This window comes from Rheinheimera muenzenbergensis, assembly GCF_036984005.1.
In the GTDB taxonomy this organism is placed as follows: Bacteria; Pseudomonadota; Gammaproteobacteria; order Enterobacterales; family Alteromonadaceae; genus Alishewanella; species Alishewanella muenzenbergensis.
The window spans coordinates 89,353-110,827 of sequence record NZ_JALAAR010000011.1 but is presented as its reverse complement, the minus strand read 5'-3'; the positions used below and the strand labels follow the sequence as shown (position 1 = coordinate 110,827).

At 49.3% G+C, this 21,475-nt stretch carries 22 protein-coding genes and 1 riboswitch; of the genes, 15 read left to right on the top strand and 7 right to left on the bottom strand.

The window, feature by feature from the left end; genetic code table 11:
- Positions 1-74: 74 nt before the first annotated feature.
- Genes bepA through MN202_RS13740 form a run of 4 tightly spaced genes read left to right on the top strand, consistent with a single transcriptional unit; the run spans position 75 to position 2,899 of the window.
- Positions 75-1,523 (top strand): beta-barrel assembly-enhancing protease, encoded by a 1,449-nt coding sequence (gene bepA, locus MN202_RS13755; protein WP_335736703.1) that lies wholly within the window; start codon positions 75-77, stop codon positions 1,521-1,523.
- 32 nt (positions 1,524-1,555) lie between these two features.
- On the top strand, positions 1,556-1,900 hold the full coding sequence (gene arsC / locus MN202_RS13750) for an arsenate reductase (glutaredoxin) (RefSeq protein ID WP_335736702.1): 345 nt from the start codon (positions 1,556-1,558) through the stop codon (positions 1,898-1,900).
- Positions 1,900-2,478: an NAD(P)H:quinone oxidoreductase gene (gene wrbA, locus MN202_RS13745; RefSeq protein ID WP_335736701.1), complete on the top strand. Its 579-nt coding sequence runs from the start codon at positions 1,900-1,902 to the stop codon at positions 2,476-2,478. Before arsC ends, wrbA begins: the two co-directional genes overlap by 1 nt.
- Position 2,479: 1 nt before the next feature.
- On the top strand, positions 2,480-2,899 hold the full coding sequence (locus MN202_RS13740; RefSeq protein WP_418334468.1) for a DUF2069 domain-containing protein: 420 nt from the start codon (positions 2,480-2,482) through the stop codon (positions 2,897-2,899).
- On the opposite strand, the gene MN202_RS13735 is transcribed toward MN202_RS13740, so the two are convergent.
- Together MN202_RS13735 and MN202_RS13730 are read right to left on the bottom strand one after the other, a co-directional pair.
- Positions 2,896-3,660 carry a substrate-binding periplasmic protein gene (locus MN202_RS13735; RefSeq protein ID WP_335736700.1) on the bottom strand — a complete coding sequence of 255 codons (765 nt, stop codon included), beginning with the start codon at positions 3,658-3,660 and terminating at the stop codon, positions 2,896-2,898. The genes MN202_RS13740 and MN202_RS13735 overlap by 4 nt on opposite strands.
- A gap of 60 nt (positions 3,661-3,720) precedes the next feature.
- A complete protein-coding gene (locus MN202_RS13730; protein ID WP_335736699.1) occupies positions 3,721-4,911 on the bottom strand; it encodes a DNA recombination protein RmuC in 1,191 nt (396 codons plus the stop codon).
- A 76-nt stretch (positions 4,912-4,987) separates the two neighbouring features.
- Here MN202_RS13730 and MN202_RS13725 point away from each other — a divergent pair, with 76 nt between their 5' ends.
- On the top strand, positions 4,988-5,566 hold the full coding sequence (locus tag MN202_RS13725) for an LON peptidase substrate-binding domain-containing protein (protein WP_335736698.1): 579 nt from the start codon (positions 4,988-4,990) through the stop codon (positions 5,564-5,566).
- Here MN202_RS13725 and MN202_RS13720 read toward each other — a convergent pair.
- The gene (locus MN202_RS13720) at positions 5,557-5,967 is read right to left on the bottom strand and encodes a hypothetical protein (protein WP_335736697.1); all 411 of its coding nucleotides are present in this window, start codon (positions 5,965-5,967) and stop codon (positions 5,557-5,559) included. The genes MN202_RS13725 and MN202_RS13720 overlap by 10 nt on opposite strands.
- On the bottom strand, positions 5,968-6,633 hold the full coding sequence (gene queE, locus MN202_RS13715; protein WP_335736696.1) for a 7-carboxy-7-deazaguanine synthase QueE: 666 nt from the start codon (positions 6,631-6,633) through the stop codon (positions 5,968-5,970).
- 112 nt (positions 6,634-6,745) lie between these two features.
- On the opposite strand from queE, the gene queC reads away from it, so the two are divergent.
- Entirely contained in the window at positions 6,746-7,402 is a 657-nt protein-coding gene (gene queC / locus MN202_RS13710; protein ID WP_335736695.1) for a 7-cyano-7-deazaguanine synthase QueC, read from the top strand.
- A 173-nt stretch (positions 7,403-7,575) separates the two neighbouring features.
- Here the strand turns inward: queC and lysC are convergent, their stop codons facing one another.
- A complete protein-coding gene (lysC, locus tag MN202_RS13705; RefSeq protein WP_335736694.1) occupies positions 7,576-8,928 on the bottom strand; it encodes a lysine-sensitive aspartokinase 3 in 1,353 nt (450 codons plus the stop codon).
- 105 nt (positions 8,929-9,033) lie between these two features.
- Positions 9,034-9,206, bottom strand: a riboswitch (Lysine riboswitch).
- A gap of 178 nt (positions 9,207-9,384) precedes the next feature.
- Positions 9,385-9,654: a DUF3081 family protein gene (locus tag MN202_RS13700; protein WP_335736693.1), complete on the bottom strand. Its 270-nt coding sequence runs from the start codon at positions 9,652-9,654 to the stop codon at positions 9,385-9,387.
- Between the two features lie 101 nt (positions 9,655-9,755).
- Between MN202_RS13700 and MN202_RS13695 the strand changes: the two genes are divergently transcribed.
- The 9 genes from MN202_RS13695 to MN202_RS13655 all read left to right on the top strand — a co-directional run bounded on the left by MN202_RS13695 (position 9,756) and on the right by MN202_RS13655 (position 20,464).
- Positions 9,756-10,358 carry a hypothetical protein gene (locus MN202_RS13695; RefSeq protein ID WP_335736692.1) on the top strand — a complete coding sequence of 201 codons (603 nt, stop codon included), beginning with the start codon at positions 9,756-9,758 and terminating at the stop codon, positions 10,356-10,358.
- Positions 10,359-10,481: 123 nt separating this feature from the next.
- Positions 10,482-12,185 (top strand): M28 family metallopeptidase, encoded by a 1,704-nt coding sequence (locus MN202_RS13690; protein ID WP_335736691.1) that lies wholly within the window; start codon positions 10,482-10,484, stop codon positions 12,183-12,185.
- Positions 12,186-12,354: 169 nt separating this feature from the next.
- Positions 12,355-14,919, top strand: a complete 2,565-nt coding sequence (locus MN202_RS13685; RefSeq protein WP_335736690.1) for an intermembrane phospholipid transport YdbH family protein — start codon at positions 12,355-12,357, stop codon at positions 14,917-14,919.
- On the top strand, positions 14,916-15,104 hold the full coding sequence (locus MN202_RS13680; protein WP_335736689.1) for a YnbE family lipoprotein: 189 nt from the start codon (positions 14,916-14,918) through the stop codon (positions 15,102-15,104). Before MN202_RS13685 ends, MN202_RS13680 begins: the two co-directional genes overlap by 4 nt.
- A 10-nt stretch (positions 15,105-15,114) precedes the next feature.
- Positions 15,115-15,468: a YdbL family probable chaperone protein gene (locus MN202_RS13675; protein ID WP_335736688.1), complete on the top strand. Its 354-nt coding sequence runs from the start codon at positions 15,115-15,117 to the stop codon at positions 15,466-15,468.
- Positions 15,469-15,541: 73 nt separating this feature from the next.
- Entirely contained in the window at positions 15,542-17,419 is a 1,878-nt protein-coding gene (locus MN202_RS13670) for a GGDEF domain-containing protein (protein ID WP_335736687.1), read from the top strand.
- Between the two features lie 95 nt (positions 17,420-17,514).
- Positions 17,515-19,200: a carbon starvation CstA family protein gene (locus tag MN202_RS13665; RefSeq protein ID WP_335736686.1), complete on the top strand. Its 1,686-nt coding sequence runs from the start codon at positions 17,515-17,517 to the stop codon at positions 19,198-19,200.
- On the top strand, positions 19,197-19,469 hold the full coding sequence (locus MN202_RS13660; protein ID WP_335736685.1) for a cory-CC-star protein: 273 nt from the start codon (positions 19,197-19,199) through the stop codon (positions 19,467-19,469). Before MN202_RS13665 ends, MN202_RS13660 begins: the two co-directional genes overlap by 4 nt.
- Positions 19,460-20,464, top strand: a complete 1,005-nt coding sequence (locus MN202_RS13655; RefSeq protein ID WP_335736684.1) for an ArsA family ATPase — start codon at positions 19,460-19,462, stop codon at positions 20,462-20,464. The genes MN202_RS13660 and MN202_RS13655 overlap by 10 nt, the downstream gene beginning before the upstream one ends.
- A 138-nt stretch (positions 20,465-20,602) precedes the next feature.
- On the opposite strand, the gene MN202_RS13650 is transcribed toward MN202_RS13655, so the two are convergent.
- Positions 20,603-21,037 (bottom strand): DUF6491 family protein, encoded by a 435-nt coding sequence (locus tag MN202_RS13650; RefSeq protein WP_335736683.1) that lies wholly within the window; start codon positions 21,035-21,037, stop codon positions 20,603-20,605.
- Positions 21,038-21,475 lie beyond the last annotated feature (438 nt).

Here is a 21,475-nt window from a genome sequence, read left to right as displayed (position 1 = left end):
AATCAGCCTAAAACCAGACAAAGTCTGCATTAACGGTAACACCAAACATTAAAACAGGGTCAGGTGTTTTTGACATGAGATTCTCTGCAGTAACAAAACCTTTGGCACTTTGCCTGTTAGCTACAGGTATCCAGCTTAACTCAGGCCCGGCTTTTGCTGTACTACCCGATCTGGGCGGTAATGCGTTTAACACTATTACACCGGAAAAAGAAAAACAGCTGGGCGACGTAATGATGCGTCAAACCCGTGGCAGCCTGCCGATGGTGTATGATCCACTGCTTGATGAATATATCAATGCGTTGGGCAATCGTCTGGTTGCGCGTGCCAATGATGTCAAGTTTCCGTTTAAGTTTTACTGGGTAAACAACAAAAACATCAATGCCTTCGCCACCTTAGGCGGCAACATAGTCTCGCATACCGGTACTTTGGCCGTTGCAGACAGCGAAAGTGAATTTGCTTCCGTAATGGCGCATGAAATCGCCCACGTTACCCAGCGGCATATTGCCCGTTTTGTTGAAGCACAAAATCAGCGCGCGCCGCTAACACTGGCCGGTGTGCTTGGCGCCATTGTATTGGCAACAGTTAATCCTGAGGCCGGCATGGCGGCGATGATGGCGGCTCAGGGCGCTGCGCAGCAAAGCGCTATCAACTTTACCCGTGGCAACGAGCAGGAAGCCGACCGTATAGGTATGCAGATATTGGCCGAAGCCGGTTTCGATCCCTATGCGGTACCAGAGTTTTTCCGCAAACTTACCGAGCAAAGCCGCTTTGTAAACCAACAACTGGCGTTTTTGCAAACTCACCCGTTATCACAAAGCCGGGTTAGCGATACCCGACTGAGGGCTGAGCAATTTCAGCAGCGTTTTATCCCAGACAGTCAGGATTTCACCCTAACTAAAGCCCGAATATTGGCGCGCTACCACTACAACAGCAAAGATGCAGAACAACTGTTCCGTAAAAAACTTAGTGAACCCGGCGGCAACACTAAAGCCAACCAATATGGCCTGGCCGTGACATTACTGGATACCGAGCAATACGACAAAGCACGCGCATTGATTGAGCAACTGCTGGCAAAAGACGAACACAATTTGTATTTTATTGATGTCTACACCGACATTCTGCTCGGCAGCAAAGCTTATCCGGCGGCATTGGACATGTTAGAGCAACAATATTTATTGCGGCCAAATAATCTGGTGGTCACACTTAACTATGCCAATGTGGCGTTGAAGTCCGGCGCTAACCGCTTAGCAATACATTTGCTAAAAAGCCTGCTGTATTACAAAAACGACAGCATTCTTGCCTATGATCTGCTATCTGAGGCTTACAAGGCAGTAGATGATTTGGCCAGATTTTATGAAGCCCGGGCCGATTTGAGTTATCAGCTGGCTAACTACCCTAAAGCTATTGACGATCTGAACGAAGCGCTAAATCATTTAGCAGCGGAAGACAAATTAGAAAGCCGGCGGCTGGAAGCGAAGAAGAACCAGCTACAAACAGAATTTGACCGTCTGCGCCGTATGTAACATGCGGTATTCGCTAATATACAGGACCCCTAATGTTAAAGATTTACCATAACCCACGTTGTTCAAAAAGCCGCGAAACGCTGGCCTTACTCACAGAGCACAGTAGCTCAATTGAAGTGATCGAATATCTGAAAACACCGCCAACCGAGCAGGATCTGCGCCAATTATTAAGCTTGCTAGGCATTAGCGCGCGCCAGCTGCTGCGCAGCAAAGAGCCGGAGTATGCCGCCCTGGGACTAGATAACACAGCCCTGACCGAGCAGCAGTTGATTACCGCCATGCTTAACACACCGAAACTAATTGAACGCCCTATAGTGGTAAATGGCAACAAAGCCGCTATAGGCCGGCCAGCCAGCAATGTATTGGCCATTTTATAATGGCTGCCAATGTGCTTATTTTGTATTATTCGCGCCACGGCGCTGTTGCCGCCCTGGCCGATAAAATCGCTATAGGTGTACAACAAGCGCAAGCTACGGCTATTGTACGGTGTATTGCGCCACTGCAAGGCGAACCAGGTGGCCGCCATCCGCAGGTAAGCCTGCAGGATCTGACTGACTGTGACGGCCTGGCTTTTGGCAGCCCGGTGCGGTTTGGCAATATGGCCGCCGAGGCAAAAGCATTTTGGGATAGTACCAGCAGCCTGTGGTTGCGGGGCGATCTGATTGACAAACCGGCCGGCGTATTTACCTCATCCGGCAGTTTGCACGGAGGCAACGAAGCCACACTCCTGAGCATGAGTTTACCGTTATTACATCATGGCATGTTGCTAACCGGTATTCCTTACAGCGAGCCGGAACTGCATCAGACAAGCAGCGGCGGTACGCCTTACGGCCCCAGCCACGTCAGTGGACATTTTGCCGATAACAAACTTAGCGTTGAAGAGCAGCGGCTGGCGATAGCCTTTGGCAAACGCCTGGCCAAACTCAGTACACAACTTAAACTACAACGGGAATAGCATGCAAAGTAGTAATGTCGTGCCAATGTCAGCGCAGACCGCGCGTTTTTTATTGCTGGGGCGGTTAGGTTTTTTCGGCCTGTTGCTGTTGCAGCCGCTGTGGATCCTGTATCTGGCTCCACCAGAACTGGGTAATCCACTGGTTTTGCTGGCTCTGCTCTGGGTGCCACTGTGGTTTCCGTTATACGGCATCATCAAAGGCCACGCCTATACACTGGCCTGGGCCAATTTTGTTGTGATGATTTATTTTCTGCATAGCCTGACACATTTATGGGTCAGTGACGGTGTACGACAGTTACTGGCGTTGACAGAGCTGTTGCTGGCCAGTCTGATGTTTATTGGCTGTACTTATTACGCCAGAAACCGGGGACGCGAACTGGGCTTAAAAATTCCGAAATTAAAAGATGATCCCAGACGTTAATTTGCCGGCATCACTGTGTGTTGCCCGCTGCCCATATAAAATGCCAGACGCTGCTGAATAAAGCCGCTTTGCACCAGCTGGGCAAAACCGGCTTTAAGTACAGCGCTTTGCTGTGGGTTATGCCGGCTTAAAGCACAATAAACCGCTGGCGGTTCCGACCACAACGGATCGGCGGCAAAACTGTCATCGCCGGTGGTTTTAAGGTAAAAATGGTACGACAAGTCTACCGTCATCACGACATCTAACCGCCCCTGCTTTAGGCGCAGCAGATTACTTTCCAGCGAGTGGGCATCATCCCGGATCACATCACCCAGGCGGAATACTTGTTCAAGCTCTGGGTAAGTGAAGCCCCGGGTAGTGCCTACCCGTTTACCGGCTAAATGCTGTACAGCGGTAATAATAGTGTTGTCTTTACGGCGCACCAATAACTGTTGAGTGCTAAACAAGGGGTCGGTCCAATGCAAGCTGTCGGGATCGGGTACCCAATCCGGGCTGAGAAAGCAAGCTAAGTCGGCTTTGCCATCCTGTAACCACAGCTCGACCCGGCTGCGGGGTAAATTCAGGTAACTCACAGCTCTACCCAGGCTAAGCCCCAGTTCATCGATAATGTCTTTGCTTAAACCGGCTTGTAACTCTTTAGCGGCATTAAAAATAGCATAGGGAGGCGTATTGGTTTCACTAACTACAGCGCGGATAGGCTCAGGGCCAGCCGCAACTAGACACTGCGCCCAGAATAACAATACCAAGCAATGACTTCGCATAACTGGCTCCTTGCTGCACACTGCTAGTGTTGCGATTTTGGCTATCCGCTAACCATCAGCCTAGTCGCTTTGCTCCAGCCATTCCACTTTTTCTATCTGGCTGAACCTGCTACTGATTTTATGTGCCGAAGTATGAATTTGTTTTACATCTACGGCAGCCTGATCGATGTGTTTAGCCAGGTTGTCAAACCGGCCGCGAAAGCGATCGAAATCCTCCGCCAGCTTAATCAGATGCTCCTGAATTAAATGCACCTGGCGCCGGGTAGCGTCATCTTTTAGTACACTGCGCGCTGTGGTTAATACGGCCATTAACGTAGTCGGTGACGTTAGCCAAACCCGGCGACGGTAAGCCTCTTCAACGATATCGGCATGATAGGCATGCAGCTCAGCAAAAATAGCCTCGGCCGGTAAAAACATTATGGCGCCGTCGGCCGTTTCATTGGCAATAATATATTTGTCGGCAATATCATTAATATGCTTTTTAATATCCACTTTAAACTGGCGCTGCGCTTGTTTGCGCTCTTCAGGGCCATATTGCGGATCGGTCATCTTTTTATAGCTTTCCAGCGGAAACTTAGCATCAATGGCAATATCGCCACTGGGTTTGGGTAAAAATAACATGCAATCGGCTATACGGCCGTTGCTCAACGTATGTTGCAGCGAAAAATGTTGCTCCGGCATAACGTTACGAATTAGCGCCGTTAACTGTACCTCACCAAAGGCGCCGCGCGAGCGTTTATCAGCCAGCACTTCCTGCAGGCTGACCACATTACCCGATAGCTCTGTTATCTTCTTTTGCGCGTCATCAATCAACGCCAGCCGTTTTACGATGTCCGTAAAAGTTTGGTTAGTTTTTTCAAAGCCGTCACTTAAGCGCTTTTCTACCTGCCCGGCTATATCTTTTAAACGCTGATCAATACTTAGTGTCAGCTGTTTTACCTGTTCGGCCAGCATAATCGCCTGCTGCTGCAAATTTTTACTTAATTCAAAACGGGCGGCCTGTTGCGTATCGGTAATTTTTTGCAATAACTGCAACAGATGATCCTGTTGTTGTTGCTGCAACTGCCGCTGCTGGCTGTGCAATTGCTCCAGCAATTGTTGTTGTAGCTGTCCCTGCTGTTGCACCTGCTCAAGCTTAAACTGATTTAATAATTTGCCAACATCAGCCCGGCCTGACAACAACCACACCAGCAGCACCAAATTCAGCACGACTAAACCACTAAGCAGATAAAACCAATATTCTGTCGTCATAAAACCTCTGTCTGAGCAAACCAGTACGCTTTAAAGTGCGTATAAAGCGCAACTATACAACTTTATCAGCAGTACTATGCAGCAACTGGCACTATTTCCGTTAAACAGCTTTATTTTACCTGAAGGCCGCATGCGTTTGCGGGTATTTGAGCCCCGCTATGTACGTCTGGTTAGCGAGGCCAGCGCCGGCAAACGTAATTTTGCCATGGCGCAACTTAATCCCTATGTTGGACAAAAAGATCCCGAGCGCATTTTGCCACTGGCTACCCGGGTGCAAATTGAAGATTTTGAACAATTAGAAGACGGCTTATTGGGAATTACCATAAGCGGTATAGAAAAGGTAAAAATTGTACGGCGCTGGCAAGAGCCGGATCAGTTGCATGTCGCCGAGGTTACAGCACTTGATAGCTGGCCGGCATTAGACTTAGTGGCCGAGTATCAACCCCTGGTGCAACAGCTGGAAAAATTGTTGCAACACTATCCGGCATTGCGCCAGTTGTATCCCAACCCTAAATACCGTGATGCTAACTGGCTGGCGTCGCGCTATCTGGAAATATTGCCAATGCAGCCAGCGCTGAAACAGCAACTGGCACTGGAGAGCAGTTCAACGCCTTGCCTGAACAGTTTACAGGCCTGGCTATCTCATCAGGCCTGAGCACTTTTTACTCTGTTATAAGCGGCCTGCTCATCATCCAGAATAATGGCTACTACCTGCCACACATCATTACGTTTTTGCAGGGTATAAGAGGTATGGCAGGTAAATAACACAGCATTGTTAGTGTCATAAAAGCGCCAGTACAAACTGGCAAATTGCAGTTGATCTGATAAACGCAGTTGATGCTGCAAAACAAAGTCGGCGTGCACAACACCTAATGAGCGGTATTTCTGCACTGTCGTCAATACATGCTGATGCAGGCAGTCACTGTCTGTCAGCAAGGTTTTGTGTTCGCCGGCAAGCAATAAACTGGGTGTTGCCACCAAATGTTCAAATTGCGCCAGTTCAGCAGAAATATAAGCCTGGGCATAGTTCTGAAAAAACCGCTCTATTGTTTGCATTTAGCTGATCCCCAAATATTTATGCACCTGCACACTCAAGCGCCAATTGTGTTTTTTGCACTGCGCTATAGCAAGCTCGGTTGCCCGGCGTTGCTGACTTATGGGTTGTAAGTAAATCAGCTTAGCTGTGGTATCGGTATGTTGCAATAACTGCAACAGCTCGTCGATATGTTTTTCCATCGCTACCGGGTGCTTTATCTCGTTGGCTCTGTCCAGCGCACTTTGCAGAACCTTGTAGCCACCGGCCATATTTACTTTCGGTGATACAGTAACCCAGGTTTGCAGCGGTGCTTTGATGTCAAAGGTACCGCTGGTTTCAATTTGACTGCTGTAACCAGCAGCGTGTAAGGCATTGCACAGTGGGTTTAAATCATACATACAGGGTTCACCACCGGTGATCACCACATGTTTAGCCTGATAACCTTCATGGCGAAACAAGGCTAATAAATCTGCAGCATCTACCGCGGCCCAATGTTCTGTTTCAGCCGTTTTTATCACGATATCACCCAGCGGCTGACGCAAAGGCTGTTTCACCTCCCAGGTATGTTTAGTATCACACCAGCTGCAACCTACCGGACAACCCTGTAAACGGATAAAAATGGCTGGCGCGCCGGTAAAACTGCCCTCCCCCTGAATGGTTTCAAATACCTCGTTAACTTTATACACTCTGTGCTTTGCCCTTTAGCCTGTGGCTGAATTACTGTACAATGCGCGCCCCCGCCAAGACTGGCGGGCAAATCGCGAAATTTGAGTTGTATTATACAAGAGAGAGCCTGCTATGCCGAACAAAGTTGTGGTGATTTATTCCGGTGGGATGGACTCCTTCACCGTGTTACACAAAGCGGTGCAGGCCGGCCATGATGTTTATGCCTTGTCGTTCAATTACGGCCAGCGCCATGTCAAAGAATTGCAGTGCGCGGCACAAGTGTGTCAGCAGCTGGGCATAAAACATAAAATTGTCGATATCTCTGCTATTAACCAGCTTTTAGCCGGCTCTTCGTTAACCGACAATATCGACATCCCGGAAGGGCATTACGCCGCCGATAATATGAAGTCAACCGTGGTACCAAACCGTAATATGATTTTACTGTCATTAGCAGTGGGTTATGCGGTGTCTATTGGTGCCAATCAGGTGTATTACGGCGCACACAGCGGCGACCACTTTATTTACCCCGACTGCCGGCCCGAATTTGTGCAAAAAATGCATGATGTCTGCCAAATTGCCAACTACGAGCCGGTCGATATTGTCAGCCCGTACTTAGCACAAACTAAAATTGAAATTCTTGCCGATGGCCTGGCCATGGGGTTGGACTACAGCCAAACCTGGACCTGCTACAACGGCCGGGAAAAAGCCTGCGGTAAGTGTGGTTCATGCCAGGAACGACTTGAAGCCTTTACGTTGAATAACACCACCGACCCACTACCCTACGAATAGGCACACTAATAGACAATCGGACCGGTTGTTTCACACGAACCGGTTTGCCCACGCCAACACGCCGTGAACCCATCCCTGGGGGCTCGATTCAGGCATCCATGCCTTCAACGGTTGGCTTAGGGCAAACCGATTCTCACTTAAATTATCTTTATGATAAATCAAGCTTTTTGTTTTCAGGCTGCACTAAATAAATTCTGGTGCAGTTGTTTTACCACGCCGGGTGCATCGGCATCCTGCACTAAAAAGCACAGGTTATGTTTAGAGGCACCGTGGCAAATCAGCCGCATGTTAATGCGCTCCAAGGTGTTAAATAAATCGCCGGTAATGCCTTTGCTGCTGTGCAAATGGTTGCCAATAACGGCGACCAGACTTAATCCCTGCTCTACCGACACTTCACAAAAGCTACGCAGCTCGCTAAGCGCCGGCTCTACCGAGGCACTAAAAGCGCTGGTCATGCCGCCTTCGTCCAGGGTTAACGCCACGCTGATTTCAGAGGTGGTGACTAAATCAACCGAAATCTGATGCCGGCTTAGAATATCAAACACCCGGGTTAAAAAGCCGGCCGCATGCAACATGGCCGGGCTTTTTACTGTGATTAGGGTCTGCGATTTTCTCAGCGCGATAGCACGATATGGCGGACGTTCGGTTACTTCTTTCGCTATCCAAGTACCGCCTGCTTCAGGCTCGCGGCTGGAGCCGACAAACACACCAATATTTCGCCGCATTGCCGGTATCAAGGTAGCCGGGTGCAATACTTTGGCGCCAAAGGTCGCCATTTCAGCGGCTTCATCAAAGCTGATTTCTTTAATGCAGCGCGCCTGCTCGGTTAAACGGGGATCAGTGGTAAAAATGCCGACTACATCGGTCCAGATTTGTACTACTGCTGCATTAAGAGCTTCGCCCAGTAAGGCAGCACTGTAATCTGAGCCACCACGGCCCAGCGTGGTGGTTTGGCCTACGTCATCAGCACCAATAAAGCCCTGGGTAACCACCACATTGTCAGCCAGTAAGGGTTGTAAATGCAGCGCTGCTAACTCGCTGATCTGGTTTATTTGCGGCTCACCTTTGCCAAAGCGGCTGTCGGTACGCAGCACGCGGCGGGCATCAAAACATAAACCGGCGACATCGCGCTCACGCAATACCTGAGCAAACAGTACTGAACTTAAACGTTCGCCAAAAGATTGAATTTCATCTTTATGTGCTGCGCTATACACGGCTCCACTTTGCTCTATCAGCTCTTTTAACGCTGATAGCAGCTGCTCGATGTCAGCAGCAACCGCATCGGGTTGCTGCAGGCGGTTAAGTACCGCGAGCGTAATACGCTCAATGCCCTGATAACAGCTGTAGCGCTCGGCAACATCGGTGTGTTTGGTAATATCAACCAGCAGGTTGGTTACGCCGGAACTGGCGCTGACAACTACTAAACGAATGGCAGGTTCAGATAAAATAATGTCAGCGCAGCGCGACATCGCATCGAAGTCTGCGACACTGGTGCCGCCGAATTTTGCAACAATAAGTTTGGACAAGGGTGCCTCTCCTTATAAAACATAATAAGCAGAGCATGGCATTTGCTAACAGCAAAACGAGAATGGCACAGATTGCTTCTGTATTTCTGTAAACTGTAGTTAACAAAGGCCAGAAGCTCTCCACCGAAATTCAGGTGACAGTCGTAAGGATTCAGCCTTAACGACCGGGAACTACTGCTCTATAACGGCAGCTCCCTCGGCATTAGTCCCCCTCATTCAGGCTACGATGTATAGACATCTGTCCTGAACTACCTGGCTAACGCACCTCTTCTGGTCTATCAGATATGATTGACGGGCGACACCTTAACCTGTTTTTGCCATTCAAGCAATAGCCTTTTAGCCGTCTAAACAGAAATGTTCTGCCGCTCACACCCGCTGTCGCGTTTGCCAGCGCTTATATTTGCGCCCTATGGTAGCGGTTTAAGCTGAACAAATCCTTAGCAGGCGTGAAATAAATTAGTAGTTGTGGTTAATTTTTTTCAGCTGGGCGACAAAGGCATCCATATCCGCTTCATTGGCGGCATCACTATGCCATTTGTTATGAAACCCCAGTGTTAACTGCACCTTACCATCAGTCAAATACACTTCATAACCATCAAAACCAGAGTTCACCGTAACACCATCCAGTGTAAAACCGGCACCCAGTTCGTTATTAACGGCAATGCCATGTTGCTCTACTTTGCCAAACACACTCAGTAAAAATTTACCATCCAGTTCATTTTGCATTTGTAAGCTCCTGTTGTTTGCTTAAGACTAACACCTGTTTGCAGCCATCAGGCGCAAAGGTTATAGTCCGGCGGTATTATAAAGACAATAAGGTGACATTTATGCACACAACTTTGCTTACCACCGCTTTCGCGTTGAGTTTTTCTGCTGGCGCAGCCGCTACTATAGTGCAACCGGCACCGCTGGTGTCCATTGCCAGCCAGGACGCCTATTTTAATAACCTGCGCGCACACTGTGGTAAAGCCTTTGAGGGTAAAGTTGTAATAGACAACCCTAAAAGCTCCGGCTTTGAAGGTCGTCTGGTCATGCATGTACGTAAATGTACTGACAGCCAATTACAGATCCCGTTCCATGTCGGTGACAATCACTCCCGCACCTGGATTATCACTAAAACCGGTTCAGGGTTAAGCCTGAAACACGACCACCGCAATAAAGACGGCAGCCATGATGACTCAACTATGTATGGCGGCCATACAATTGATGCCGGCTGGCCGACAGTACAAAGCTTCCCGGCCGATCAATACTCTAAAGAGCTGTTTGTCAGCCAGGGTATACCCGCCTCTAACGGTAACACCTGGCAAATGTACATTTACCCGCAAACTTTTACTTACCGTCTGGTGCGCGACGGCCGCGAATTTCGCGTTGATTTTGATTTAACCAAACCGGTGGCTTTACCGCCAACGCCCTGGGGCTATCAGGATTAATCACCGTTAAGCCGCGACCACTATACTGGTCGCCGGTTTTTAGCTGCGTTAAGATAGCTAGCCAGTAACACTGAACGCTGAGACTACAGCGACACCAATAACGATAAAAACCACGGAGTGACTATGACAACCCTTTCCAGGTTTACCCTGCTTGCCAGCGCTTTGGCTGCCGGCACTATGCTAACGGCCTGCACTGAACAACCCGCCGAAACCAAAACGACCGCAGCACCGCAAAGCGCTGCCGTACAAAACGAGTTAACGCTGACTGAGGTTAATCCGCGCTTAGGCGAATATATTAAAACTCTGGCCTCCGACGAGTTTCAGGGCCGCGCCCCGGCCACCAAAGGCGAAGAACTAACCGTAGCCTATTTAGAAGATAATTTCCGCCGTATTGGTTTAAAACCAATCGACGCTGACAGCTATAAACAACCGGTATCACTGGTGCAAATTGATCCGGTGCAAGTGTCTGCAATGACCTTAACGGGCGACAAACTGCCGGCTCAATTTAACTATCGCGACGACATGACTGCCTGGACTACCCAAGTAACTGAGCAAGTTGATGTTGTTGACAGCGAAATGGTGTTTGTTGGCTATGGCATAGTGGCTCCGGAATACAACTGGAACGACTACGAAGGTCTGGATGTTAAAGGCAAAACCGTGGTGATGTTTGTCAATGATCCCGGCTTCGCTACCCAGGACCCGGCGCTTTTTAACGGTAACGCCATGACCTATTATGGCCGCTGGACCTATAAATTTGAAGAAGCAGCCCGTCAGGGTGCGGCGATGGCGCTGATCATTCACGAAACCGACGCCGCCAGCTATGGCTGGGGTGTGGTAGCGCACGGCTCGCCGATTAAATTTGATTTAATCAATGAAAACAAAAACATGGACCGCGCCAAGGTTGAAGGCTGGGTGACGACTGAATCAGCAGAAAAGCTGTTTGCCAATATCGGCACCGATTTGGCTACAATGCATAAAAAAGCGCTGCAAAAAGACTTTGCCCCTATCCCGCTAAATGCTAAAGCGTCTGTCAGCGTGAAAAACAACCTGCGCGAGCTGACCTCAAGTAACGTGGTAGGCTACATCGAAGGCAGCAAGTATCCGGATGAGTATGTGTTGTATATGGCACACTGGGACCATCTGGGCATGGATTTTTCTAACCCTAATAACAAAGTGTTTAACGGCGCGCAAGACAATGCCTCCGGCACCGGTGGCCTGTTAGCGTTGGCTGAGTACTTTACCCAGCAAACACAGCCTGAGCGTTCGGTAGTCTTTGTTGCGGTAACCGCAGAAGAGCGTGGTTTGTTAGGTTCGGCCTGGTATGCGGCTAATCCGGTATTCCCGCTGGAGAAAACAGTTGTCGGTATCAATATGGACGTGATGAATGTCTACGGCCCGATGAAAGATATGGTGATTGTAGGTCTGGGTAATAACAATGCCGAAGATATTTTAATCAAATACACCAAACAGCAAGGTCGCTATGCGGTGCGCGAGCACAACCCACAAGCCGGTATTGCCTATCGTTCAGATCACTTTAACCTGTCGAAAAAAGGCGTGCCCATTTTATACGCCAAAGGTGGTAATGATCACTTTGAGCATGGCGAAGAATGGGGCAAAGCACAGCGTGCTGAATACAATAAATGCTGCTACCACAAAGTCGGTGACGAATGGAATGACAATTGGGACTTACGCGGCGCACAGCAAGACTTATTCCTGTTTTATCAGGTCGGTAACGAGTTAGCCAATAGCCGTAGCTGGCCAAACTGGAACGAAGGCAACGAGTTCCGTGCACTGCGCGATGCTTCTGCCGCAGCCCGTAAAGAGTAACTTATGCTAAGTGCTAAGTGCTGAGTAAAATAGCAACGGCAAATATCAGGGCGGCGTAAGCTGCCCTTTTTTATGCCGCAGCAACACAGACTGCGGCAACATGGTATATTCATTGTCTATTCAGTAGCTTCAGTTTAGTGTCGACTTAACAACCTAAAGGATTACCTTAATGCGCAGGTGGCATAAAACACTGTTTACAGGCTTAGCACTGTTACTGCTGTTAGTAGCCGGCGCCTGGTGGTACCTGCAAAAAACACTGGCCGCGCTACCGCTGCAAAACCTGCAATATCAGATCGACAGCCTTGGTCTGCACCAGATAACATTTAGCAGCGTCAGTTTTACACTAGACAACCCCACCATCGACGTACAACTCAAGGATCTCAGTCTGGACTGGCAATGGCAGAGCTTGAAACTAAGCCAGCTAAAGGTTGGCAGCGGCGCGATCAGCTTGTTAGATTGGCCGTCGGCTACGCCCGATAGCGAACCTGCCCCGGTAAGGTCGCAGCAATTGCCTGATAATGCGCAACTAGCCGCCAGCTTGCCGCAGCAACTCGACATAAACAACCTTAAACTGCAGCTGCCTTGTGACGGTAATTCCTGTCGCTATTTGCTATCGGTCTCTCTGGTTACTACCACACAACAATTGCAATATCAGCTAAAGCTGGCCGACAGCAACAGCCCGGAAATAATTCGGCTAACCCTTGACGGCGATTATCGCACCGAGCAACAACTGCCATTGCTAAATACCAGGCTTGCAGTGGACAACAGCGTCCAGTTACAACTGCAACAGCAAATAAGCGCTCAAAATGACATTAAAGCCAACGGCGAGCTGTCGCTGGATATTGCGCCGCCCTCGCCCTGGTTAATACAGCAACTGCAGCTGTGGCAAGTTGAAATACCGCCCACGGCTTTAGCACAATTTACAGCGCCACTATCGCTACACAGCAACTGGCAATTGCAATTGCCGGCAAACAGTGATCTGGCCAGCCTTGCCACGCAGGCCAGCGGCAACTGGCAACTGAACGCCAAGCTGCCCTCAGCAATAACCTTACCGGGGATAGGCCAGTTACAGGGTACAGTGCAGGCAGAGCTTGGTCTGCAACAAGGCGAATTAAGCCGATATCAGCTTAATGCACAATTGACACTGCACCAACCGCAGTTACCGCAACAGGTCAGGCAATATGGCCTGGCCGCAGAGCAGCTGCACATCAATTTAACGGCCGATGGCGACGGCCAGAGCCAACTTACGGCTTTGCCAATCAGTGTCAGCTTAAGCAGCCAGGGCGATACAGCTCTGGCCTTCAACGCTGATGCCGTGCTTAACCTTACCCCACCACTGAGTGCCGCTATGCAAAATGCCAGCCTGGCTTTATCGCAACAACAGCTAAGCCCCGACTCAGACACAAACCTGGCTGGATTGAGGCTGCAGAGCAAATTTAACGCCTACTGGCTGGCAGATCGGTGGCAGCTTCAGCTATTGAGCACTGATGCCAGCATTGCCCGGTTGCAAACGTCCGCTATACAGGCAGCTGATATCCGCATGACAGCCGCCAGCGGCCGCTTTAGCGGCGACAGCAACTTCAGCAGTGTTAAGCTGCAAACGGAGCTTAATATTAATGCCAGCGAGCTGATACATGCGCAGCTAAAACCGCTGGCCTGGCAATGGCAAGCGCAGTTAAGCGGTAAGACAACCGCACTACTTATTGACGGCAAGCTTAGCAACAGTGCCAACCTTAGCCTCAAGCACCAGCTGCAGTACAGACCTGAGCTGACAAAGCTGAACTGGCAGTTAGACGACAGCTTTTTGCTGGCCGGTAACCCGGTGGCGGCAACATTTAGCGCCTGGCCGGCTTTGTTGGAATTTAACCGCGGCCGACTGTCCGCATCAGGCGAACTCACACTGCTGCCGGCAGTCAGCGCTACAGCGCAATTGGGCTTATCCGGTATCAACGGTATTTATGATCGCAGCTTGTTTAATGAGCTGGCGGCCAGCTTACAATTGCAGTATCAGGAGCAGCAGCTGCAACTGACAACAACTGATGCCACCATTGCTGAAATTCAGCATGGTATTGTTGCCGGCCCCTTAATGTTAAGTGCTCAGTACAATGCCAGCACAAACGATGTCACTGCCGGCAAACTGGACATACAACAGTTGCAACTGCAAGCTATGGGTGGCCAGGTAATGATGCAACCCCAAGTTCTGGATTTGGCGTTGGCCGAGCAGCAACTGCAACTTCAGTTGCAGCAAATCGATATCAGTCAGATCCTGCAGCAACATCCGAGCACAGATTTAACCGGTGATGGCCGCATTTCAGGCACCATACCGCTGCTACTGGGCCGCAGGGGTGCCAGTGTAACAGCCGGAACCCTTGCAGCTGACAGCCCGGGTGGCAAACTGCAGTACCGGCCAGCCACAGCACAGAGTATGGCGGCCAGTAACCCCGGAATGAAGGTCGTACTGGACGCACTGGACGATTTTCATTATTCAGTGCTGTCGAGCCAGGTTAACTATGATACCAACGGCAAATTAGTTTTAGCGCTTAATCTGCAAGGAAAAAATCCGGCACTGGAAGCCGGCCGGGCGATTAATCTGAATATTAATCTGGAGGAAGATATACCGGCGCTTATCACCAGTTTGCAACTTAGCAGCCAAATCAGTGACAAAATCAAACAACGAGTTCAACAACGCATACAACAGCAAGGCGCCAAGCACGCCAATGGAGCACAACCATGATAAAACAACTGAGCACAGCGGTATTGCTGGCACTGTTGCTGCCCGCCTGCACGCCCAAGGTGCAGGTAGCATTGCCAGCCGAACCGATCAACATTAACCTGAATGTAAAAATTCAGCATGAAATTTATATCAAGGTCGATAAGCAACTGGACGAATTGTTCAGCGATGACAGCGGTTTGTTCTAAGGAGCCCATGATGAAATTAATAAAACAGATTAACATGTTACTGTTACCAGCCCTGTTCGCATTAAGCCTGCCGGTACTGGCAATGAATTTACAACAAGCTATGGCGGCCTTGGGTAATGCTAAAGCACAGGGCTTAGTCGGCGAGCAAGCTAACGGTTACCTGGGTGTAGTGCAAAACAGTAACGATGCCGCGGATATTGTAAAACTAATTAATGATGCCCGTCGTGCTGAATACGCCAGGCTGGCCCAGCAAAACAATATTGCCGTTGCCGATGTCGAAGCCATGGCCGGTAAAAAAGCCATAGAGCGTACCAGCTCCGGCCATTTTATTCTGCTTGATGGCAACTGGGTGCAAAAACGCTGAACGTGCAAAATAAATTCCATCTGGGTCGCACAGTATCAGCTATGCTGATACTGTCTTGCTTAGTGGTTAATATATGTCTTTGAATAAAATCATATTCAGCGCCGTGTTTTTGTTCAGTTGTGCGCTAACTGCCGCTCCGGCGCAGTTCGATCAACTGGTACAGCAAATTGAAAGCGGCCAGCGTTATTTTTTTAGTCTTGCTGATTATAAAGCCGCACTGGCCGAGCTTGAAGCGGCGTTACCACCAGATGATGTACAGCGCCAGCACCGGCTTGACCGTTTACGCTGCCAGCTGGGTTATTCCGGTGATCCTACGGCAGGCCTCGCCTATAGCGACACTAAAATAGCCCACGCTAAACAGCGCAATGATCAGGCCGCACTTGCCGACTATTATATGTGCCGTTTCTACCTGTTCAGCCAGGCTGGTGATAGCAATCTGGCGGAGCAAAGCGCGCAGCTTGCCCACCAAGCCGCCAAAGCCAGTGAAAACCCGCTGAGCATTGCTGTAAGCCTGGCTCTACTTGGCGATCTGGCGTCTTACACCGGTAACTATGCCGATGCAATGCAGCATTATACGACAGCTTACCAGCTACAACGTGGCCTGGGTTACAAGCCTTATATCAGCGATTTAGTGCTGTCAATTGCTGCAACTTACCGCCGCATGGGGTTGTACCAGGATGCGCTTAGTTATATTGAACAGGCAGAGCAGGAATTTAGCGCCGACAGCGAGCAATTTCGCCACGCTTTGATTATGCACGAAAAAGCGTACTCGCATGCCGAACTGGGACAATACAACAAGGCCTTAGCCCTGTTTATGCAATCAATGCAGGTGTATCAACAAATTCAAGAGCCGCTATGGCAGAGTTACACTAAGGTTAATCTGGTATGGATCTACAATCTGTTACAGCAGTACCCACAAGCTATGGCGTTAGCGCAAGAGGCACAAGCTGAACTGGCTGTGCTGAATGCGCCCGACTTATCCACGCTGGCCAGTTACAAAGGTTTGCTTGCGATGTACAACGGCGAGACACTCAATGCTCTACAACAGCCGCAAGCGGCGTTGCAACGTTTTGATGAAGCGCAGCAATACCTGAGCGCAGAAAACAATCCCCGTTATATGTTAATGCTGTATGCCGCCAGAGCACCGGCCGAAGCTGCTGCCGGCAACTATCAGCAAGCCTACGGCCTGCTGACGCAGTTTATAACGCAGAATAAGGCACAGCAGCAACGCGCCCGCGAGCAGCAGAGTAATATACTGCGCTTTCAGTTCGACTCGGACCGGCAGTTAGAGCGCACCAGACAACTGGAAGGCGAAAAAAAACTGGCCGAGCAGCATGTCAGCACCCTGCAATTGGCGCAGCGTTGGCAATATGCAGCACTCAGCCTGATTGCCCTGTTGTTTGTTATTTTATTCAGTTTTGCAATCTCGCTGAAAAAGCGCAACCGCAAGCTGCACCGGTTAGCCATGACCGACGAGTTAACCAATATCGCCAACCGGCGCCGTATTATGATGCAGGCCGAACAAGAGCGGGTTAAAGCACTGGATACCGCCCAACCGCTGTGTTTTTTAATTCTGGATCTGGATCATTTTAAACAAGTTAACGATAAATACGGCCACGATGTCGGTGACACTGTACTGCAACAAATGTGCATGACAGTATCGGCAATGCTGCGTGCCCAGGACCATTTTGGCCGCACTGGTGGCGAGGAATTTTTAATCGTATTGCCGGATACCGATAAAGAGGCGGCCTTTGTTATAGCAGAACGGTTACGCCAGGCTGTTGCCGACATTCAGTTTGCCGACACGCCCAAGAAAATGCGGGTTACCTGCAGTATCGGCTTTAGCCAATACCGGGCCGAAGAAGCACTGAACGTTAGCCTGGCACGGGCCGACGATGCGCTGTACCAGGCCAAAGCAGCCGGCCGGGACCAAACGCATTTCAAAGACTAGCGCGACTTTAGTCTAATACCTTCTGTGGCCATGGTTTTGTACTATGCTTGGCTGACCCTAAGCATAATAAAATCAATGACAACTGAGGCAAAAACATGAATGCCATTTTTCTGATGTTAATGGGGCTTGGCGCCATGGCGCTGGGTTACTTTGTCTACTCTAAGTTTATCTGCGAAAAGATCTTTAAAGTTGATCCAAACTTTAGAACGCCAGCGCATGAAATGCAGGATGGTGTCGACTATGTGCCCACTAATAAGTACATTTTATGGGGCCATCATTTTACCTCTGTCGCCGGCGCAGCGCCGATAATCGGCCCGGCCATCGCGGTGATCTGGGGTTGGGTACCGGCCTTTTTATGGGTGGTGTTTGGTACTATTTTCTTCGCCGGTGTACATGATGCAGGCGCCATCTGGGCCAGTAGCCGCAATAAAGCTAAATCGATAGGTGCACTAACCGGTGATATTGTCGGTAACCGCGCCCGCAGTATCTTTATGATCGTAATTTTTTTGGTATTGTTGATGGTAAATGCGGTATTTGCCGTGGTTATTTCCAATCAGCTGATTAATTTCCCCAGCGCCACCTTACCGGTATGGGGCGCTATCGTGGTAGCTCTTATTATTGGCCAGCTTATTTACCGTAAGAATATGAGCTTGCTGTTGGTTACCGTCGTGGGCGTAATAGCTCTGTATGCCATGATATACGCCGGCCCTATGCTGCCACTGGCTCTGCCGGAAATGGTGGGGCCACTTAGCGATAATCAAAGCTGGATTATTCTGTTATTTGTTTATGCTGCTATAGCTTCATTACTGCCGGTATGGATGCTGCTGCAACCGCGTGATTACATTAATGGCATTCAGCTATTTATTGGTTTAATTCTGCTGTACGGCGCCGTGCTTATTTCCGGCCCCGATGTGGTCGCACCGGCGTTTAATACCAACGTGCCTGAAGGTACGCCATCGCTGATCCCCCTGTTGTTCGTTACCATCGCCTGTGGCGCTATTTCCGGCTTCCACGGTTTGGTATCCAGCGGTACTACCTCTAAGCAATTAGATAAAGAGCCTGACGTGCGCTTTGTTGGCTACTTTGGCGCTGTCGGCGAAGGTTCACTGGCCCTGGCTGCCATAATTGCCGCCACCGCCGGCTTTGCAACACTGGCCGACTGGCAGGCAATTTACAGCAGCTTTGGTAAGGGCGGCGTATCAGCGTTTATTAATGGCGGCGCTAACATACTGCAAGCCGGTGTTGGCTTAGACACTGTACTGTCGCAAACTCTGTTAACGGTAATGGTCGTGCTGTTTGCCGGTACTACTATGGATACCGGTTTACGCCTGCAACGTTACATCTTTCAGGAATGGGGCAGCATTTATAACATCGGCTGGATGCAAAAGGCCGCCCCGGCTACCTTGTTAGCAGTTGGCTCATGCCTGCTATTGGCCTTTGGTGCCGGTGGTGACGGCTCTGGTGGCATGTTGATTTGGCCACTGTTTGGCACCACTAATCAGTTACTGGCAGGCTTAACCCTGTTAGTTATTACGGTAATGTTAGTAAAACTGCGCCGGCCTATGTGGTATACGCTAGCGCCGCTGGTATTTTTGCTGATCATGACCACACTTGGCTTACTTATTCAGCTAAAGAGCTTTTACGACAAAGGCGACTGGTTCCTGTTTACCATGGACTTAGTCGTGCTGGTTGCGGCGATATTGGTCTCGCTGGAATGCAGTTCGGCATTAACCAAGCAAATTAAAGCCAATAAAACTAATAGCATTGCACAAGAAAGATGAGTTTAAACAAGTTTAAAGCCTGGTACCAAAAAGCCAGCTTTTACGCAGAAGAAGCCTACAACGCGCCCTATCGCAGTGCGATAGCGCGCGCTAAGCGCGAGCAGGATGATGTTTTTATGCTGCTGATTTTCTCTGAAATGATGGGTGTTCCCAATCCGGCCAGTTACTACACGCTCGAGTTACAACCCTTATTGATAGAACGTTTTCATGACTGGCATATCCGCATGGGCATGGAGCATTCACCGCTGGACAACATTAAATGCTGTTAACCGATAAACGTGTGCTGCTGGTTGGCGGCAAAGGTGGTGTTGGCAAAACTACTACCTCATCGGCGCTGGCCTTGCTGGCAAGCTTTCGCGGTAAAAAAGTATTGTTAGTGTCGACCGATCCGGCGCACAGTCTGGCTGATGCCTTTGACCGGGAAATTGGCGATAACATTACCCGCTTAGCGCCGAATGTTGACGGCCTGGAGCTCGACCCGGACCGTGAAGTTGAGCAGCATCTGGCCCGGGTAACCGCCCAGTTAAAACGCTTTACCCGGCCGGAAATGTTTACTGAAATTGAACGCCAGATGCGCCTTACCCGCCAATCGCCCGGCGCACAGGAGGCCGCCATGCTGGAGCGGATTGCCAATGTGCTGGAGCTGGGACTAACCGACTATGATCTGGTTATTTTTGACACCGCCCCCACCGGTCATACGCTGCGCTTACTCAGCCTGCCAGAAGCTATGGCCGCCTGGACCCTGGGCTTATTAAAAGCCAATCAACGCTCTGAGAAGCTCGGTGATGTACTGGGCCATCTAACCCCCAAAGCCGGACGCGATGTTGACAGCCCTTTTGACGAGCCAAACCTCAACGCTACCGCCGGCATGGACGCCCGCAGCAAAGCCATTACTGAAACCTTGTTAACGCGCCAGCGTTTATTGCAACGTACCCGCGAGGTGCTAACCGACAACAGCCGCACAGCGCTGCTGTTTGTGCTAACGCCGGAAAAACTGCCGATCCTGGAAACCAGCCGTGCGGTACAAAGCCTGCAACAGGAAAACCTGCCGTTAGCCGGCTTAATCGTAAACCGGATTTTGCCAGACAGCGCAGATGGCGATTTTCTTGCCGCCAGACGCAGCCAGGAAAAAATACATTTGCAGCAAATTGCCCAGGATTTTGCCGCACTGCCGCGCTATAAAGTACCGCTACAAGAGACAGATATTCAGGGATTGACGGCTTTGCAGTATATGGCAACACTGCTTGAACAGGCCGGTTTATAATTGGTTTAACACTTAACAGGATTAAACTGACGGAAATTACGCAGCAGACAACAGAGGGTGACGTTGCAGATTAACACTGGCCGCAAAAGCGGCCAGAAATGCAGTTTTAGCTATCTACAGCGTTTAGGCTGATAGCTATTAACTTTCACTTTTTGCAGTTCTACCTACACCCACAAGATACTGACGTTGCTCTCTGGTAATAGGGTAAATTGAACTAATAAAACACTTGCCGGTAGTTTCGTCTACAGAAGAAATTGAGTCACCTACTATACTGATAGCGAAATCAGAAGAACGATTTAATTTAATTTCACTCTGATTGTTTAAACCAAAGCAGGTACTTTTGGTTTCTATCAGGTAATCTTTGTTGTGCGCAGCTGTCACAATCAGATAGCTATCAGACAATGACTTCCAGCCACTTAGCTTAAAGCCACTCACTTTATCTTCTGCAGATAAATTTTCATCTGCCACATATTTAGAATAGACTTCATCCTTTTCTTTCAATGACATACTAGTTGTTGACGTACAACCCATCAGTACCGCTGACATTAAAGTAATAACCAATACATTTTTCATATTATTCCCTTTTTTTAATTGGAGTTATTAAACAGATTGTAGTTACTTTTCAGATAAGGGTAGTAGTCTCTTACGTGAAAGCAAACTTGTCGCCCAACTGCATTTTTGCAGACCCTAAATTGCGCTAATCAGCACAATAAGCATCGATATAAAAATGTCAGATGATGCAATCCAATGGATTCCCTTTTGTCTTCTGTTGCCGACATACAGCTCTGACAATATCTTAGCAACTAGTAACAAGTTTGGGTAAATCACCTTCAAGAGTGTATACGCTGCCGGGCTAACATTGCAAAATAATTGTTTATATATAATGTCTTTTATGCAGGCGCCACCAAACAAATACAGATAATTAGTAACAATTAGGTTGCATCTTATTGTTCAAAATGGCGTCCAATTAAGCCATTGCCGTTGGTAAATAGCAGTACTGCTAAGCTGTAT

What these genes read in the sequence shown, in the direction of transcription:
- MN202_RS13670 (WP_335736687.1), top strand. Translation starts at nt 15,542, where the DNA reads ATGTCTTTGAATAAAATCATATTCAGCGCCGTGTTTTTGTTCAGTTGT.
- MN202_RS13675 (WP_335736688.1), top strand. Translation starts at nt 15,115, where the DNA reads ATGAAATTAATAAAACAGATTAACATGTTACTGTTACCAGCCCTGTTC.
- MN202_RS13680 (WP_335736689.1), top strand. Translation starts at nt 14,916, where the DNA reads ATGATAAAACAACTGAGCACAGCGGTATTGCTGGCACTGTTGCTGCCC.
- queC (WP_335736695.1), top strand. Translation starts at nt 6,746, where the DNA reads ATGCCGAACAAAGTTGTGGTGATTTATTCCGGTGGGATGGACTCCTTC.
- wrbA (WP_335736701.1), top strand. Translation starts at nt 1,900, where the DNA reads ATGGCTGCCAATGTGCTTATTTTGTATTATTCGCGCCACGGCGCTGTT.
- MN202_RS13690 (WP_335736691.1), top strand. Translation starts at nt 10,482, where the DNA reads ATGACAACCCTTTCCAGGTTTACCCTGCTTGCCAGCGCTTTGGCTGCC.
- MN202_RS13650 (WP_335736683.1), bottom strand. Translation starts at nt 21,037, where the DNA reads ATGAAAAATGTATTGGTTATTACTTTAATGTCAGCGGTACTGATGGGT.
- MN202_RS13665 (WP_335736686.1), top strand. Translation starts at nt 17,515, where the DNA reads ATGAATGCCATTTTTCTGATGTTAATGGGGCTTGGCGCCATGGCGCTG.
- MN202_RS13725 (WP_335736698.1), top strand. Translation starts at nt 4,988, where the DNA reads ATGCAGCAACTGGCACTATTTCCGTTAAACAGCTTTATTTTACCTGAA.
- MN202_RS13740 (WP_418334468.1), top strand. Translation starts at nt 2,480, where the DNA reads ATGCAAAGTAGTAATGTCGTGCCAATGTCAGCGCAGACCGCGCGTTTT.
- MN202_RS13720 (WP_335736697.1), bottom strand. Translation starts at nt 5,967, where the DNA reads ATGCAAACAATAGAGCGGTTTTTTCAGAACTATGCCCAGGCTTATATT.
- arsC (WP_335736702.1), top strand. Translation starts at nt 1,556, where the DNA reads ATGTTAAAGATTTACCATAACCCACGTTGTTCAAAAAGCCGCGAAACG.
- MN202_RS13730 (WP_335736699.1), bottom strand. Translation starts at nt 4,911, where the DNA reads ATGACGACAGAATATTGGTTTTATCTGCTTAGTGGTTTAGTCGTGCTG.
- MN202_RS13735 (WP_335736700.1), bottom strand. Translation starts at nt 3,660, where the DNA reads ATGCGAAGTCATTGCTTGGTATTGTTATTCTGGGCGCAGTGTCTAGTT.
- MN202_RS13685 (WP_335736690.1), top strand. Translation starts at nt 12,355, where the DNA reads ATGCGCAGGTGGCATAAAACACTGTTTACAGGCTTAGCACTGTTACTG.
- MN202_RS13700 (WP_335736693.1), bottom strand. Translation starts at nt 9,654, where the DNA reads ATGCAAAATGAACTGGATGGTAAATTTTTACTGAGTGTGTTTGGCAAA.
- MN202_RS13655 (WP_335736684.1), top strand. Translation starts at nt 19,460, where the DNA reads ATGCTGTTAACCGATAAACGTGTGCTGCTGGTTGGCGGCAAAGGTGGT.
- MN202_RS13695 (WP_335736692.1), top strand. Translation starts at nt 9,756, where the DNA reads ATGCACACAACTTTGCTTACCACCGCTTTCGCGTTGAGTTTTTCTGCT.
- bepA (WP_335736703.1), top strand. Translation starts at nt 75, where the DNA reads ATGAGATTCTCTGCAGTAACAAAACCTTTGGCACTTTGCCTGTTAGCT.
- MN202_RS13660 (WP_335736685.1), top strand. Translation starts at nt 19,197, where the DNA reads ATGAGTTTAAACAAGTTTAAAGCCTGGTACCAAAAAGCCAGCTTTTAC.